A 16,905-nucleotide genomic window follows, 5' to 3' on the forward strand; every position below is an offset into this window, starting at 1 on the left:
GTCACGCCTCTCATCACCCTGCTCATCACCCCCCTCATCCGATGGAAGTGCGGTTTCCCGTGGCTACCTTCCTGTACGCACTCGGCCGCTTCGCCTTCCGGCGTCGCGGCCTCGTCACCCTGCTGTGGGTACTGATCGTCTGCGGCGTCGGTGCCGCGGCCGCGTCCGCGCCCGCACCGCCCACCGACCGGTTCTCGATGCCGGGCACCGAGTCGCAGAAGGCGTTCGACCTGCTCGAGGAGAAGTTCCCGGACTCCGGCACCGACGGCGCCACCGCCCGTGTGGTGGTCCGCGTGCCCGAGGGCGGGAGCATCGAGGCCGAGAAGGCGGCGATCGGCGCGCTCGTCGGCGAACTCGGCAAGGCCCCGCAGGTGGCGGGCGTCGCCGACCCGTTCACGGCCGGCTCGGTCAGCGAGGACGGTCGTACCGCCTACACCGTGGTGACCTACGAGGTCGCCGCGCCCGACCTCAGCGACGAGGCCCGTGACGCGCTCACCGCGGCCACCGACCGGGCCCGCGAGGGCGGTCTGACCGTCGAGGCGGGCGGGGACGCGGTCATGGTCGAGCAGACCATGTCCGGCACCGGTGAGCAGATCGGCGTGCTGATCTCGGCCGTCGTCCTGTTCCTCACCTTCGGCTCGCTGATCGCCGCCGGCATGCCGCTGCTCACGGCCCTGATCGGCGTCGCCGTCGGCACCTCCGCCATCGCCGCGCTCGGCAGCGCCCTCGGGCTGTCCGCCACGACCGGGACGCTGGCGATGATGATCGGCCTCGCGGTCGGCATCGACTACGCCCTGTTCGTCGTCTCCCGCTACCGGGCCGAGATCGCCGAGGGCCGCGCCCCCCAGGAGGCGGCGGGCGTCGCGACCGGCACGGCCGGTTCGGCCGTCGTCTTCGCCGGGCTCACGGTCATCATCGCGCTGGCCGGCCTCGCGGTCGTCGACATCCCGATCCTCACCAAGATGGGCCTCGCCGCGGCGGGTACGGTCGCCGTCGCCGTACTGATCGCGGTCACCTTCGTGCCCGCCCTGCTCGGCTTCGCGCCGCGCCGGGTGCTGCGGGTCGCGGACCGGCGGCTCGTGCAGGCCAAGAAGCCGCTGTCGGCGCGCAAGCTGCGCAGGAGCGAGAAGAAGGCCGCCAAGCTGGCCGCGCGGACCAAGCCGAACCTGTCCACCCGCTGGGCCTCGTTCGTGGTGCGCCGCCCGGTCGTCGTGCTCGTCGTCGCGGTGGCCGGCCTCGGCGCGCTCGCCCTGCCCGCCACCAAGCTGGAGCTCGGCCTGCCCGGCGAGGGCACGATGGCGGCCGACACCACCCAGCGCAAGGCGTACGACCTGCTGTCCGACTCCTTCGGCCCCGGCTTCAACGGCCCGCTGACGGTGACCGTCGAGGGCGAGGACGCGGCCGCCGCCGGCGACAAGGTCGGCGAGGAGCTGAAGAAGACCCCGGGCGTCGCCTCGGTCTCCAAGGCCAACGCCAACAAGGCGGGCGACACCGCCATCCTCAGCGTCGTCCCCGAGACCGGCCCGACCGACGCCAGGACCGAACAGCTCGTCAAGGACATCCGCGCGCGGGCCGCTTCGCTCGGGGCGTCCGCGGGTGCCACCGAGATCCTGGTGACCGGCCAGACCGCGCTGTTCATCGACTTCTCGCAGACCCTGTCCGACGCGCTGCTGCCCTATCTGGCCCTGGTGGTCGGCCTGGCCTTCCTGCTGCTGCTCCTGGTGTTCCGCTCGCTCCTGGTCCCGTTGAAGGCCGCGCTCGGCTTCCTGCTCTCGGTGAGCGCGGCCCTGGGCGCGCTGGTCGCGGTGTTCCAGTGGGGGTGGGCCGCCGACTTCTTCGGCATCGAGCAGACCGGTCCCATCATGACGACGATGCCGATCTTCATGATCGGTGTGGTCTTCGGCCTCGCCATGGACTACGAGGTCTTCCTGGTCACGCGGATGCGTGAGGCGTACGTCCACGGCGTCCGGGCCAAGGAGGCCGTCGTCTCCGGCTTCCACCACAGCGGGCGGGTGGTCGCCGCCGCCGCGGTCATCATGATCAGCGTCTTCTCGGGCTTCGTCGTGGAGGACGAGGACCTGGTCGCGATGATGGGCTTCGGCCTCGCCTCGGCCGTCCTGTTCGACGCCTTCGTGGTGCGGATGGCGATCGTGCCCGCCGTGCACTCGCTGCTCGGCGACGCCGCCTGGTGGCTGCCGAAGTGGCTCGGCCGGGTGCTGCCCAACGTGGACGTCGAGGGCGAGCGGTTGCAGCGGCGGCTGCCGTCCGGTCCGCCGTCGTCGCCCGCGCCGCGGAGCGCGCCGGAGCACGAGAGGGACCTCGTGCACTGAGACGGTGCGCGGGGTGAACGGCGGCGGCCCGGTGCGACCTCGACGAGGTCGCACCGGGCCGCCGCCGTCCGCGTGCGGGTCCGATTCCGGTTCTGGGGGACACCGGGGCGCCGCGGGCACCCGAGGGGCCACGAACGCCGGTGCCCGCAGGGCCGCTTGAGATCTGGTCGAGGTCCGGCCGAGGCCGATGGTCCCGGCCGCGGGCCTCCGGTTCACTGATCCCATGGCGACCCCGACTTCCGGCACCGGTCGCGTCCCGCAGCCGTCGCGGCGCGAAGGGCCCGCGCCGCGCGGCGCCGTCCCCCACCGGTACGCCGATCCCCCCACCGCCCGGCCGCCCGGCGCCCTCGCCCCGTGCCGGCCCCTGCCGTACGCCGTCCGGTCCCTGCCGTATGCCGTCCGTGCCCTCCCGTACGCCGCGCACGCCGAAGCCCTGGGCCGGCGCCGCACCCTCACCCACCCGGTCCGGCTCTCTCCGGGTGGGCCCTTCTGCCCGCATCGCGGTCCCCTGCGTGCTCCTGGTGGCCCCGGTGGCCCCGATATAGCGTTCACTCTCATTCATTGCAACGGATCCGAGGAGCGCCGTTGCATTAAGTCTAATTCCATTGCAATGATTTACCCGAATCTACCTGCAGTTATGGCGACTTCAAGCAACAACCATGTTGCCGATTCCATGAATGCAACGTAGCGTTTCCATCATCAGAAACATCGGGTCGCAAGAGCGCACGATGCAGAAGAAGGAGTGCACGATGCAGAAGTTCGACACCCCCCTCCCCGTCGCGGCCGTCCTCGACATCCCCGCGGGACGCGTCCGGTTCATCGCCGCCGAACAGACCGACACCACCGTCGAGGTCCTGCCCGCCGACGCCTCCAAGAGCCGCGACGTGAAGGCGGCGGAGCAGACCACGGTCACCTGCACCGACGGCACCCTGCGCATCGACGCCTCCACCGCGAAGAACCAGGCCCTGGGCTCCTCCGGCACCGTCGAGGTGACCGTCCACCTGCCCGCCGGCTCCCGCGTCGAGGCGAAGGCCGCCGACATCCAGCTGCACGGCACCGGTCGGCTCGGCCACGTCGCGCTCGACAGCGCCCGGGCCTCCGTCGAACTCGCCGAAGCCGAGGGCGCCCGGCTCGCCCTCGCCGTCGGCGACGTCACCGTCCACCGCCTCAACGGCCCCGCCGAGATCAGCACCCAGAAGGGCGACCTCCGCGTCACCGAAGCCGTGCACGGCACCGTCACCCTGCGCACCGAGCACGGCGACATCACCGTCGGCGCCGCCCGCGGCACCTCCGCCACCCTCGACGCCGGCACCACGCACGGCCGTATCGACAACAGCCTCAACAACACCGACGGACCCGACGCCGCCCTCACCATCCACGCCACCACCGCCTACGGCGACATCACCGCCCGCAGCCTGTAGAAGGAGCTCTCCTCATGACCAAGCCGGCCATCGCAGCGAACGGGCTGCGCAAGTCGTACGGCGACAAGACCGTGCTCGACGGCGTCGACCTGATCGTCCCCGAGGGAACGATCTTCTCCCTGCTCGGTCCGAACGGGGCCGGCAAGACCACCACCGTGCAGATCCTCTCCACCCTCATCTCCGCCGGCGGCGGGCAGGCCCAGGTCGCGGGCCACGACGTCGCCGCCGACCCGCAGGGAGTGCGTGCCGCGATCGGTGTCACCGGGCAGTTCTCGGCGGTGGACGGTCTGATCACCGGTGAGGAGAACATGCTCCTCATGGCGGACCTGCACCACCTGTCGAAGCAGGAGGGGCGGCGGGTGACGGCCGAACTGCTGGAGCGCTTCGACCTGGTGGAGGCGGCGAAGAAGCCCGCCTCGACCTACTCGGGCGGTATGAAGCGCCGTCTGGACATCGCGATGACGCTGGTCGGCGGCCCGCGGATCATCTTCCTGGACGAGCCCACCACCGGCCTGGACCCGCGTTCCCGGCACAACATGTGGGGCATCATCCGCGAGCTGGTCTCCGACGGCGTGACCGTCTTCCTCACCACGCAGTACCTGGAGGAGGCCGACGAACTCGCCGACCGCATCGCCGTCCTGAACGACGGAAAGATCGCCGCCGAGGGCACCGCCGCCGAACTCAAGCGCCTCGTCCCCGGCGGCCACGTCCGGCTCCGCTTCACCGACCCGGTCTCCTACCAGGCCGCCGCCCTCGCGCTGAACCAGGCGACCCGCGACGACGACGCCCTCGCCCTGCAGATCCCGAGCGACGGCAGCCAGCGCGAGCTGCGCTCCATCCTCGACTGGCTGGACTCCGCCGGCATCGAGGCCGACGAACTGACCGTGCACACCCCCGACCTCGACGACGTGTTCTTCGCCCTGACCAGCGGCGCCGGCGTCCCCACCCAGCCGAAGGAGGCTGTCCGATGAGCTCCGTGTCCCTCGCCGTGCGCGACTCGAACACGATGCTGCGCCGCAACCTGCTCCACGCGCGCCGCTACCCGTCGCTCACCCTGAACCTGCTGCTCACGCCGATCATGCTGCTCCTGCTGTTCGTCTACATCTTCGGCGACACCATGAGCGCGGGCATCGGCGGCGGCGGCCGCTCCGCCTACATCGCCTACATCGTCCCCGGTCTGCTGCTGATGACCATCGGCTCCACCGTCATCGGCACCGCGGTCTCCGTCTCCAACGACATGACCGAGGGCATCATCGCCCGCTTCCGCACCATGGCCATCCACCGGCCCTCGATCCTCGTCGGGCACGTCGCCGGCAGCGTCCTGCAGTCGATCCTGAGCGTGGTCCTCGTCGGCGCCGTCGGCGTGGCCATCGGCTTCCGGTCCACCGACGCCACCGCCCTGGAGTGGCTGGCCGCCTTCGGACTGCTCGCCCTCTTCACGCTGGCGCTCACCTGGATCGCGGTGGGCATGGGCCTGGTCAGCCCCAACGCCGAGGCCGCCAGCAACAACGCCATGCCGCTGATCCTGCTGCCGCTGCTGTCCAGCGCCTTCGTGCCGGTCGACTCGATGCCGGGCTGGTTCCAGCCGGTCGCCGAGTACCAGCCCTTCACGCCGGCCATCGAGACCCTGCGCGGCCTGCTCCTGGGCACCGAGATCGGCCACAACGGCTGGCTCGCCGTCGTCTGGTGCCTGGCCCTGTCCGTCCTCGGCTACTTCTGGTCCACCTCGACCTTCAACCGCGACGGGAAGTAATCCGCCCCGCGACAGCGCGGGCCACCGCCCGCGCCCCCGGTCGACGACCGCACTCGACAACCGCACACGACGCGCCCCGCTCCACGATCCGCGAAGGCCCGCCGCCGCTGTCTCCGGACAGCCGCGACGGGCCTTCGCTCGGTGTCGTCAGTAGCGGTGGTCGTCAGTAGCGGTGGTCGTCAGTAGCGGTAGTGGTCCGGCTTGTACGGGCCCTCGGGCTCGACGCCGATGTACGCCGCCTGCTCCGGGCGGAGCGTGGTGAGCTTGACGCCGAGGGCGTCGAGGTGGAGGCGGGCGACCTTCTCGTCGAGGTGCTTGGGCAACACGTGGACGCCCGTCTCGTACGCGTCGGGCTTGGTGAACAGCTCAATCTGGGCCAGGGTCTGGTCCGCGAACGAGTTGGACATCACGAACGACGGGTGGCCGGTGGCGTTGCCGAGGTTCAGCAGGCGGCCCTCGGACAGCACGATGATCTTCTTGCCGTCGGGGAAGGTCCAGGTGTGGACCTGCGGTTTCACCTCGTCCTTGACGATGCCGGGGACCTTCGCCAGGCCGGCCATGTCGATCTCGTTGTCGAAGTGGCCGATGTTCCCGACGATCGCCTGGTGCTTCATCCTGGCCATGTCCGAGGCCATGACGACGTCCTTGTTGCCGGTGGTCGTGATGAAGATGTCGGCCTGGTCGACGACCTCGTCCAGCGTGGTGACCTGGTAGCCGTCCATCGCCGCCTGGAGCGCGCAGATCGGGTCGATCTCGGTGACGATCACGCGGGCGCCCTGGCCGCGCAGCGACTCCGCGCAGCCCTTGCCCACGTCGCCGTAACCGCAGACGACCGCGGTCTTGCCGCCGATCAGCACGTCCGTGGCCCGGTTGATGCCGTCGATCAGGGAGTGGCGGCAGCCGTACTTGTTGTCGAACTTCGACTTCGTCACCGCGTCGTTCACGTTGATCACCGGGAACAGGAGCGACCCCTCGCGGTGCATCTCGTACAGGCGGTGGACGCCGGTCGTGGTCTCCTCCGTCACCCCGCGGATCTGCGCGGCGATGCCGGTCCAGTCGAGCGTGCTCTCCTTCAGCAGGGCGGCCACGGCCGCCAGTTCCTCGTTGTCGGCCGGGGGCAGCTCGCCGGTCTTGAGGTACTCGACGCCCTGGTGGACGAGGGTGGTGGCGTCACCGCCGTCGTCCAGGATCATGTTCGGGCCGCCGGTGGGGCTGTCGGGCCAGGTCAGGGCCTGCTCCGTGCACCACCAGTACTCCTGGAGCGTCTCGCCCTTCCAGGCGAAGACCGGGATGCCGGCGGCGGCTATGGCGGCGGCCGCGTGGTCCTGGGTGGAGAAGATGTTGCAGGACGCCCAGCGGACCTCGGCGCCCAGGGCGACCAGGGTCTCGATGAGGACGGCGGTCTGCACCGTCATGTGCAGGGACCCGGTGATGCGGGCGCCGGCCAGCGGCCGGGCCTCGGCGTACTCCTCGCGGATCGCCATCAGTCCGGGCATCTCGTGCTCGGCGAGGGTGATCTCCTTGCGGCCGAACTCGGCCAGCGACAGGTCGGCGACCTTGAAATCCGCGAACTCAGGCGACACGAATGCTCCTTGAACTGATGACGTTACGGTGGATGTCCAGGGCCGCGGTGGACCTGTTCAGGGTGATGTAGTGCAGTCCGGGCGCGCCTTCCGCGAGGAGGCGTTCGGCCATGGCGGTGGCGTACTCGACGCCGATGCGGTGGCCCGCGGCGCGATCGTCGCGGGCGGCCTCCAGACGGTGGGCCAGGTCCTCGGGGAAGGCGGCGTCGCTCAGCTCGGCGAAGCGGCGGATCTGGCGTACGTCGGTGGCGGGCATGATCTCGGGGACGATCGGGATGTCGCAGCCGGCGGCGGCCACCCGGTCGCGCAGCCGCAGGTAGTCCTCGACGTGGAAGAACATCTGCGTGATGGCGTAGTCGGCGCCGGCGCGGCACTTGGCCACGAAGTGCCGGATGTCGGTGTCCCAGTCGGGCGAGCGGGGGTGCCGCTCGGGGAAGGCGGCGACGCCGATGGTGAAGTCGCCCAGGGAGCGGACGAGTTCGACCAGCTGGTAGGCGTGGGTGAAGCCGTCCGGGTGCGGCACCCACGGTCCTCGGGGGTCGCCGGGGGGATCGCCGCGCAGGACGAGGACGTCCTTGATGCCGGCGTCCGCGTAGGCGCCGATGATCTGGCGCAGCTCGGCGACCGAGTGGCCCACGGCGGTGAGGTGCGCGACGGGGCGCAGGGTCGTCTCCGCCACGATGCGCCGGGTGACCTCGATGGTCCGGGTGCGGGAGGAGCCGCCGGCGCCGTAGGTGACGGAGACGAAGTCCGGGCGCAGGGGTTCCACCCGGCGGATCGCCTGCCACAGGGTCCGCTCGCCGGCGGCGGTCTTCGGCGGGAAGAACTCGAAGGAGAAGGTCGTCACGCGCGGCCTCCCGCGTTGAAGTAGTTCGCCTCGGGGTGGTGGACGACGAGGGCGTCGGTGGACTGCTCGGGGTGGAGCTGGAACTCCTCGGACAGGTGGACGCCGATGCGTTCCGGCCGGAGCAGGTCGGCGATCTTCGCCCGGTCCGCCAGGTCGGGGCAGGCCGGGTAGCCCAGTGAGTAGCGGCAGCCCTGGTACTCGGTGCGCAGCATGCCGTCCAGCGAGCGCGGGTCGTCCGCCGCGATGCCGAGTTCGGTGCGGACGCGGGCGTGCCAGTACTCGGCGAGGGCTTCGGCGAGCTGGACGGACAGGCCGTGCAGTTCGAGGTAGTCGCGGTAGGCGTTGGCCTCGAAGAGGCGGGCGGTCTCCTCGCCGATGCGGGAGCCGACGGTGACGACCTGGAAGCCGATGACGTCGGTCTCGCCGGATTCCTCGGGGCGGAAGAAGTCCGCCAGGCACAGCCGCCGCCCGCGGCGCTGGCGCGGGAAGGTGAACCGGGTGCGCTCGTTGCCGGCCTCGTCGAGGACGATCAGGTCGTCGTCCTTGGACACGCACGGGAAGTAACCGTGGACCACGGCCGCCTCCAGCAGGTTGTCCCGCTGGAGCCGGTCCAGCAGACCGCGCAGCCGGGGCCGGCCCTCCGTCTCGACCAGCTCCTCGTACGAGGGCCCCTCACCGGTACGGGCCTGCTTCAGCCCCCACTGGCCCTTGAACAGCGCGCCCTCGTCCAGCCAGGACGCGTACTCCTTGAGCTGGATGCCCTTCACGACTCGCGTGCCCCAGAACGGCGGGGCGGGGACCGGGACGTCCGTGGCGACCTCGGACCGGACGTGGCCCATCTCGGGCCGTTCCTCGATCTCGACGGTGGCGGCGCGGACCCGGCGCTGCTTGAGTTCGGGCAGTTTGGCGCCGGGGACGCCGCGTTTGATGCCGATGAGGGCGTCCATCAGGCGCAGGCCCTCGAAGGCGTCGCGGGCGTAGCGGACTTCGCCGTCGTAGATCTCGTGGAGGTCTTGTTCGACGTAGGCGCGGGTGAGGGCGGCGCCGCCGAGGATGACGGGGTAGTCGGCGGCCAGCTTGCGCTGGTTGAGCTCCTCCAGGTTCTCCTTCATGATCACGGTGGATTTGACGAGGAGGCCGGACATGCCGATGACGTCGGCGCGGTGTTCCTCGGCGGCTTCCAGGATCGCGGAGACGGGCTGTTTGATGCCGAGGTTGACGACGGTGTAGCCGTTGTTGGACAGGATGATGTCGACGAGGTTCTTACCGATGTCGTGGACGTCGCCACGGACGGTGGCCAGGACGATGGTGCCCTTGCCGTCGTCGTCGGTCTTCTCCATGTGCGGCTCCAGATGCGCCACCGCGGTCTTCATGACCTCGGCGGACTGGAGCACGAACGGCAGCTGCATCTGCCCGGAGCCGAACAGCTCCCCGACCACCTTCATCCCGTCCAGCAGCGTCTCGTTGACGATGTCCAGCGCCGGGCGCTGGGTCAGCGCCTCGTCCAGGTCCGCCTCCAGGCCGTTCTTCTCGCCGTCGATGATGCGCCGCTTGAGCCGCTCGTCCAGCGGCAGCGCGGCCAGCTCCTCCGCCTTCGACGCCCGCAGCGACTTCGCCGTCGCGCCCTCGAACAGCTGCATCAGCCTCTGCAGCGGGTCGTAGCCCTCACGGCGCCGGTCGTAGATCAGGTCGAGGGCCGTCCGCACCTGCTCGTCGTCGAAGCGGGCGATCGGCAGGATCTTGCTGGCGTGGACGATCGCCGAGTCCAGGCCCGCCTTCACGCACTCGTCCAGGAACACACTGTTGAGGAGGATGCGGGCGGCCGGGTTCAGGCCGAAGGAGATGTTCGACAGGCCCAGCGTGGTCTGCACGTCCGGGTGGCGGCGCTTCAGTTCCCGGATGCCCTCGATCGTGGCGATCCCGTCGCCCCGGGACTCCTCCTGGCCGGTGCAGATGGTGAAGGTCAGGCAGTCGACCAGGATGTCCGACTCGTGGATGCCCCAGTTCCCCGTCAGGTCGGCGATCAGCCGCTCCGCGATCTCGACCTTCTTCTCGGCGGTGCGGGCCTGGCCCTCCTCGTCGATGGTCAGCGCGATCAGCGCCGCACCATGCTCCCGCGCCAGCCGCGTGACCTTCGCGAACCGGGACTCCGGGCCGTCACCGTCCTCGTAGTTCACCGAGTTGATCACCGCCCGGCCGCCGAGCTTCTCCAGCCCCGCCCGGATCACCTCGACCTCGGTGGAGTCCAGCACCACCGGAAGCGTCGACGCGGTCGCGAAACGCCCCGCCAGCTCCTCCATGTCCGCCACACCGTCACGGCCCACATAGTCCACGCACAGGTCCAGCATGTGCGCGCCCTCACGGATCTGGTCCCGGGCCATCTCCACACAGTCGTCCCAGCGGCCCTCCAGCATCGCCTCACGGAACTTCTTCGACCCGTTCGCGTTCGTCCGCTCACCGATCGCCAGATACGACGTGTCCTGCCGGAACGCCACCGTCTGGTACAACGACGCCGCACCCGGCTCGGGCTGTGGGGCGCGCTCCGTCGGAACCGTGCCGCGCACCCGCTCGACGAGCCGGCGCAGGTGCTCGGGCGTGGTGCCGCAGCAGCCGCCGACCAGGGAGATGCCGTACTCGCGGACGAACGTCTCCTGCGCGTCGGCCAGCCCTTCGGGGCCGAGCGGGAAGTGCGCGCCGTCCTTGGTGAGGACGGGGAGGCCCGCGTTGGGCATGCACAGCAGGGGGATGCGGGAGTGGCGGGCGAGGTAGCGCAGGTGCTCGGTCATCTCGGCGGGGCCGGTGGAGCAGTTCAGGCCGATCATGTCGATGCCGAGCGGCTCAAGGGCGGTGAGCGCGGCGCCGATCTCGGAGCCCAGCAGCATCGTGCCGGTCGTCTCGAAGGCCATGGAGACCAGGAGCGGGACGTCGGTGCCGAGGGTGTCCATGGCGCGGCGGGCGCCCAGGACGGCGGCCTTGGTCTGGAGCAGGTCCTGCGTGGTCTCCACCAGCAGCGCGTCCGCGCCGCCGGTGAGCAGGCCCTCGGCGTTGGCCTGGAAGCCGTCGCGGACGGTGGCGTAGCCGATGTGGCCGAGGGTGGGGAGTTTGGTGCCGGGGCCCATGGAGCCGAGGACCCAGCGTCGCTGTCCGGTGCGTCGGGTGGCCGCGTCGGCTGCCTCGCGGGCGATGCGGGCGCCCGCCTCCGACAGTTCGTGTGCGCGGCCGGCGATGTCGTACTCGGCCAGTGCCGTGTGGTTCGCGCCGAAGGTGTTGGTCTCCACGCAGTCCACGCCGGTGGCGAGGTAGGCGTCGTGGACGGAGCGCACGATGTCGGGGCGGGTGGCGTTGAGGACCTCGTTGCAGCCCTCCAGTTGCTGGAAGTCCTCCATGCTCGGGTCGTGGGACTGGAGCATGGTGCCCATCGCGCCGTCGGCGACCACCACACGGGTGGCGAGCGCTTCGCGGAGGGTCTGGGCGCCTGTCGTCACCGTCGGCATGGTGTGCCTCCCAGGTGTGCGGCGATGGTCTCGGCCGCTGCCGTGCCGTAGGTCTCGGTGAGGACGGCGGTGAGCCGGGCGGGGTCGGGCGTGTAAGCCTGGGAGCCCACCTCGGCGAGGGCCAGGGAGGCCAGGGCGCAGCCGAGCCGGGCCGCGTGCGGGCTGTCCAGGTCCCAGGCGAGGGCCGCGAGGAAGCCGGCGCGGAAGGCGTCGCCGGCTCCGGTCGGGTCGGCGGTGCGCACGTCGGCGACGGCGGGCACGGTGAGCGCCGGGTGGCCGGCGGTCTCGATCCGGACGCCGTCGGCGCCGAGCGTGGTGATCCACGCGCCGACCTGGTGAAGGACGTCGTCGCGGCTCCAGCCGGTGCGTTCCAGCAGCAGGGTCGCCTCGTACTCGTTGGTGAACAGCCAGCGCGCCCCGGTGAGCAGGGCGCGGGCCTGGTCGCCGTCGAGGCGGGCGAGCTGCTGGGAGGGGTCGGCGGCGAAGGGGATGCCGAGCGCCCGGCAGCGCGCGGTGTGGCGCAGCATGGCCTCGGGGTCGTCGGGGGCGACGACGACGAGGTCGGGCAGCGGGTCGAGGCGGCCGAGGTCGATGTCGCGGGCCTCGGTCATGGCGCCGGCGTAGAACGCGGCGATCTGGTTGGCGTCCTGGTCCGTGAGGCACACGAACCGGGCCGTCTGCCGCCGGGCGGAGACGTGTACGGCGCCGGTGTCGACGCCGTGCTCCTTCAGCCAGACCTCGTACTCGCCGAAGTCGCTGCCGACCGCGCCGACGAGCACGGGGTCCAGTCCCAGCCCGCCGAGGCCGTAGGAGATGTTGGCGGCGACCCCGCCGCGGCGTATCTCCAGGTCGTCGGCGAGGAACGACAGCGACACCCGGTCGAGCCGGTCGGGGATCAGCTGGTCCACGATCCGGCCGGGGAACGTCATGAGGTGGTCGGTGGCGATGGAACCGGTCACGGCGATGCGCATGGCAACTCCCGTCCCTGTCGGCGCGGCCGGTTCAGTGGCCCGCGGCGGCGCGGAGGCGGTCGGCGCGGTCGGTGCGCTCCCAGGTGAAGTCGGGCAGCTCACGTCCGAAGTGCCCGTACGCCGCGGTGCGGGCGTAGATGGGGCGCAGCAGGTCGAGGTCGCGGATGACGGCGGCGGGGCGCAGGTCGAACACCTCGTGGATGGCCCGCTCGATCGCGGCGCGCGGGACGTGCTCGGTGCCGAAGGTCTCGACGAACAGGCCGACCGGTTCGGCCTTGCCGATGGCGTAGGCGACCTGGACCTCGCAGCGTTCGGCGAGTTCCGCGGCGACGACGTTCTTGGCGACCCAGCGCATGGCGTAGGCGGCCGAGCGGTCGACCTTGGAGGGGTCCTTGCCGGAGAAGGCGCCGCCGCCGTGGCGGGCCATGCCGCCGTACGTGTCGATGATGATCTTGCGGCCGGTGAGGCCGGCGTCGCCCATCGGGCCGCCGATCTCGAACTTGCCGGTGGGGTTGACCAGCAGGCGGTGGCCTTCGGTCTCCAGCTTGATGCCGTCCTCGGCCAGCCCTGCCAGTACGTGTTCCACGACCTGCCGGCGGATGTCCGGGGTCAGCATGTGGTCGAGGTCGATGCCGGCCGCGTGCTGGGAGGAGACGACGACCGTGTCGAGGCGTACGGGGAGGTCGTCCCGGTATTCGATGGTGACCTGGGTCTTGCCGTCGGGGCGGAGGTAGGGCATCTGCCCGTCCTTGCGGACCTCGGCCAGCCGGCGCGACAGCCGGTGCGCGAGTTCGATGGGCAGGGGCATGAGGGTGGGCGTCTCGCGGGTGGCGTACCCGAACATCAGCCCCTGGTCGCCGGCGCCCTGGGCGGCGAGGTCGTCGTCGGTGCCGCCGAGCCGCTTCTCGTAGGCAGTGTCCACGCCCTGGGCGATGTCCGGCGACTGGGCGCCGATGGACACGGACACGCCGCAGGAGGCGCCGTCGAAGCCCTTGGCCGACGAGTCGTAGCCGATGCCGAGGACGGTGTCGCGGACGATGCCGGGGATGTCGGCGTAGGCGGAGGTGGTCACCTCGCCGGCGACGTGGACCTGACCCGTGGTGATCAGGGTCTCCACCGCCACCCGGGAGGCCGGGTCCTGGCTCAGGAGGGCGTCCAGGACGGCGTCGCTGATCTGGTCGGCGATCTTGTCGGGGTGGCCCTCGGTGACGGACTCCGAGGTGAACAGCCGGGTTGCCATGTCTCTCCTAGGCGTGAGCAGTCGTGGTCCAACGTGCCGCCCGTGCCCCGGTGTCCGGCGTCGCTCGCCGGGCCGGCGGGGTGAGTGACCGGCGGGCCGCGCCGCCCGGTGCGCGTTCGGCGGCCCGGGCGTCGCGCGGCACGCCGGTCACCGTCCGGTGCGGGCGTCGGCCTGGAGCCGCACCGGGCGGCGGGGCGTGGCGCGAAGAGCTGGGCGACGGGTGCGCCGTCGGGGGAACGGCCCCGCGGTGGACGTCCGGCCGTGGAGCGCGGAGACCGCCGGGCCGGCGTGCGCGGGGCAGCGGAGCCGTGGTGGCTCTTCCTCCGACACTGTGCGTCCTTCCTTGGCGGGTCTGCGGCGGCACCAGGGTGGTTCTCGCCCGTCGAGGGCGGGTGGAGGACCGCTCGCGCAGTGCGGCGGCGGCCCGCCGGCCGTGGGGCCGCGGTTCGTCCGGGTGTCCCGCAGCCGCCTTTCGGACGGGCTTCGGCCGCGCTTCGGCCGGGCTACGGCATGGGCTTCGGCCGGGCTTTCGTTTCCGGACCGGGTTACGAGGCGGACTTGAGCGGATCCCGAGCGGGCCTGTCCATGCTGTCCGGCGAGGCTGGACAAGGTGGCGCTCACCGGGCTGAAGAAGCGACGCGGGCCGCGTTCGCCGGGCCCGCGGGGAGCGGCCGGGCCGAAGGGTGGAGGGAAACATGGGCGGGCTGGCAGGACTGGCGGTGCTCGGATCGGCCGCATCCCGGGCCACGGGCCGTGAGACGGCGGCGGTGGACTCGATGCTCGACACGCTGAACCGCCGGGGCCCCGGCGGACGCGCCGTGGTGCGGGACGGCCCGGCGGTGCTGGGGTGCGCGTGGCCGGCGTCGGCCGCGCCCGAGGACGGCACCCACACGTTCGTCTCGGCGGACGGGAAGATCGTGCTGCTGGCGAGCGGCACGGTGCGCAACCACCGGGAGCTGGCCGCCGCACTGCCCGGGGTGCGGCTGCGGACGCAGTCGGACCGCGAGATCCTCCTGCACCTGTACGAGGCCGAGGGGCTCGCCTTCCTCGACGCCGTGCGCGGGACGTTCGCGCTGGTGGTCCTCGACCGGCGGCGGGACGAGATCCTCTTCGCGCGGGACCCTTCCGGCACCGAGGCGGTCCACCACGCGGTGGCGGACGGACGGCTGGTGTTCGCCTCGGAACCGGAGGCGCTCGCCCGCTGCGGCCTGGTGGAGGCGGGGGCCGGCCGTGCCACGCCCGCCGCGACGATCGAGCGGATCGACCTGCGCGAGGGCACGACGTCGTCCCGGCGGTACCGGGACGTGTCCGCCCCCAGCGGTGCGGACGGGTGTCCGGACCCGGACGCCGGCGCCGAACGGCGCGAGCGCTCCCCTCGGTCCCCGTACGGCAGTGACCTTGTCCACCGAGCCCAGGGTGTCGCCCCCATGACCGAGAACAGCCCGGCACAGCCGTACAGCCCTCCCACCGTCCTGGACCCGCACCGCGCCCGGTACGCCGCGCGCACCGCGGGCATGACGGCCTCCGAGATCCGGGCGCTGTTCTCGGTCGCGAGCAGACCGGAGGTGGTCTCGCTGGCCGGCGGCATGCCGAACCTGGCCGCGCTGCCGCTCCAGGCGCTCGCGGAGCAGACCGCGCGGATCATCACGGAGGACGGCCTGACGGCGCTCCAGTACGCGTCGGCGCACGGCTCGCCGCTGCTGCGGGAGCAGATCTGCGACGTGATGGCGCTGGAGGGCATCGCGGCGCACCCGGACGACGTGGTGGTGACGGTCGGCTCGCAGATGGGCCTCGACCTGGTGACCCGGCTGTTCTGCGACCCGGGTGACGTGGTGGTCGCCGAGGGCCCGTCGTACGTCGGCGCACTGGGCTCGTTCACCGCGTACCAGGCGCGCGTCGTGCACGTGGCGATGGACGGGCACGGCCTGGTGCCGGAGGCGCTGCGGGCCGCGCTGCGGCAGGCCGCGAACGCCGGGCAGCGCGTGAAACTGCTCTACACGATCCCGAACTTCCACAACCCGGCCGGCGTGACGCTGGCGGTCGGACGGCGGGCGGAGATCCTGGAGATCTGCCGCGCGTACGACGTGCTGGTGGTCGAGGACAACCCGTACGGCCTGCTCGGCTTCGACGGGCAGACCTACCCGGCGCTGCGCTCGCTGGACCCGGACAACGTGGTGTACCTGGGCTCTTTCTCGAAGACGTTCGCCTCCGGGCTGCGGGTCGGCTGGGTGCTGGCGCCGTCCGGGGTGCGGGAGAAGCTGGTGCTGGCCACGGAGTCGGCGACGCTGTGCCCGCCCACGCTGAACCAGGCGATCGTGTCGCGCTACCTGGCCACGCACGACTGGCAGGGCCGGATCGAGGTGTTCCGGGAGAACTACCGCGAGCGCCGCGACGCGATGCTGTCCGCGCTGGAGCGGTACCTGCCGCCGGGCTGTACGTGGACGACGCCGGACGGCGGGTTCTACGTGTGGGTGACGGTGCCGGAGGGCGTGGACACCAAGGCGATGCTGCCGCGCGCGGTGGCCGCCCACGTGGCGTACGCCTCGGGCACCGGGTTCCACACGGACGGGTCCGGCGGCCGTCAGATGCGGCTGTCGTACTGCTACCCGGAGCCGGACCGGATCCGCGAGGGCGTGCGCCGGCTGGCGGGGGTGCTGGAGGCCGAGCTGGCGGCCGGGAGGGACAGCGGGGGGAACGCCGGGCGCGCCCTCGCCGGTGTGGGGGCGCACCGGGCGCGGGCACGGTATGTGCCCGCGCCGGAGGTGGCCTGACCTTGCCGGGCGGTGCTCGGTCAGTAGGCGTCCGTCGGCACGTACGTGCCCCAGATCTCCCGCAGGGCGTTGCAGACCTCGCCGACGGTGGCGCGGGCGCGCAGGGCGTCCTTCATCGGGTAGAGGACGTTGTCCTCGCCCTCGGCGGCCTTCTTCAGGGCGGTGAGGGCGGTGTCGACGGCCACCTGGTCGCGCTCGGCGCGCAGCCGCGCCAGCCGTTCGGCCTGCTGGGCCTCGATGGCCGGGTCGACGCGGAGCGGCTCGTACGGCTCCTCCTCGTCGAGCTGGAAGCGGTTGACACCGACCACGACCCGCTCGCCGGAGTCGGTCTCCTGCGCGATGCGGTAGGCGTTGCGTTCGATCTCGGCCTTCTGGAAGCCGTGCTCGATGGCGCGGACGGCCCCTCCGAGCTGCTCCGTCTTGTCGATGAGCGCGACGATCTCCGTCTCCAGGTCGTCGGTCATCTTCTCGACGACGTAGGAACCGGCGAACGGA

The 16,905-nt window shown here is 71.7% G+C and carries 11 protein-coding genes; 5 read left to right on the top strand and 6 right to left on the bottom strand.

Translation table 11 applies throughout. The annotated features are described in order from the left end of the window. Positions 1–59: 59 nt before the first annotated feature. The 4 genes from ACFIF2_RS32825 to ACFIF2_RS32840 all read left to right on the top strand — a co-directional run bounded on the left by ACFIF2_RS32825 (position 60) and on the right by ACFIF2_RS32840 (position 5,504). On the top strand, positions 60–2,330 hold the full coding sequence (locus ACFIF2_RS32825) for an MMPL family transporter (protein WP_395576924.1): 2,271 nt from the start codon (positions 60–62) through the stop codon (positions 2,328–2,330). A gap of 749 nt (positions 2,331–3,079) precedes the next feature. Beyond that, complete coding sequence (locus tag ACFIF2_RS32830) at positions 3,080–3,751, top strand: DUF4097 family beta strand repeat-containing protein (protein ID WP_395576925.1); 672 nt, start codon at positions 3,080–3,082, stop codon at positions 3,749–3,751. A gap of 14 nt (positions 3,752–3,765) precedes the next feature. Further along, a complete protein-coding gene (locus tag ACFIF2_RS32835) occupies positions 3,766–4,722 on the top strand; it encodes an ATP-binding cassette domain-containing protein (RefSeq protein ID WP_395576926.1) in 957 nt (318 codons plus the stop codon). Next, a complete protein-coding gene (locus ACFIF2_RS32840) occupies positions 4,719–5,504 on the top strand; it encodes an ABC transporter permease (RefSeq protein WP_200262076.1) in 786 nt (261 codons plus the stop codon). Before ACFIF2_RS32835 ends, ACFIF2_RS32840 begins: the two co-directional genes overlap by 4 nt. A 179-nt stretch (positions 5,505–5,683) precedes the next feature. On the opposite strand, the gene ahcY is transcribed toward ACFIF2_RS32840, so the two are convergent. The 5 genes from ahcY to metK form a co-directional block, all read right to left on the bottom strand. After that, a complete protein-coding gene (gene ahcY / locus ACFIF2_RS32845; protein ID WP_395576927.1) occupies positions 5,684–7,087 on the bottom strand; it encodes an adenosylhomocysteinase in 1,404 nt (467 codons plus the stop codon). Continuing rightward, positions 7,077–7,934, bottom strand: coding sequence for a methylenetetrahydrofolate reductase [NAD(P)H] (metF, locus tag ACFIF2_RS32850; protein WP_395576928.1), 858 nt, complete (start codon positions 7,932–7,934; stop codon positions 7,077–7,079). Before metF ends, ahcY begins: the two co-directional genes overlap by 11 nt. Further along, positions 7,931–11,353, bottom strand: a complete 3,423-nt coding sequence (gene metH, locus ACFIF2_RS32855) for a methionine synthase (protein ID WP_395576936.1) — start codon at positions 11,351–11,353, stop codon at positions 7,931–7,933. Before metH ends, metF begins: the two co-directional genes overlap by 4 nt. A 62-nt stretch (positions 11,354–11,415) precedes the next feature. Continuing rightward, on the bottom strand, positions 11,416–12,399 hold the full coding sequence (locus ACFIF2_RS32860) for a carbohydrate kinase family protein (RefSeq protein ID WP_395576929.1): 984 nt from the start codon (positions 12,397–12,399) through the stop codon (positions 11,416–11,418). 31 nt (positions 12,400–12,430) lie between these two features. Continuing rightward, complete coding sequence (gene metK, locus ACFIF2_RS32865) at positions 12,431–13,639, bottom strand: methionine adenosyltransferase (protein WP_395576930.1); 1,209 nt, start codon at positions 13,637–13,639, stop codon at positions 12,431–12,433. A 695-nt stretch (positions 13,640–14,334) separates the two neighbouring features. Here metK and ACFIF2_RS32870 point away from each other — a divergent pair. Beyond that, the gene (locus ACFIF2_RS32870; protein WP_395576931.1) at positions 14,335–16,410 is read left to right on the top strand and encodes an aminotransferase class I/II-fold pyridoxal phosphate-dependent enzyme; all 2,076 of its coding nucleotides are present in this window, start codon (positions 14,335–14,337) and stop codon (positions 16,408–16,410) included. A gap of 20 nt (positions 16,411–16,430) precedes the next feature. Here ACFIF2_RS32870 and ACFIF2_RS32875 read toward each other — a convergent pair. Further along, the coding region (locus ACFIF2_RS32875; protein ID WP_395576932.1) for a methylmalonyl-CoA mutase family protein at positions 16,431–16,905 on the bottom strand (475 nt) is incomplete at its 5' end.

This window comes from Streptomyces sp. BK79 (genome assembly GCF_044142145.1).
GTDB lineage: Bacteria > Actinomycetota > Actinomycetes > Streptomycetales > Streptomycetaceae > Streptomyces.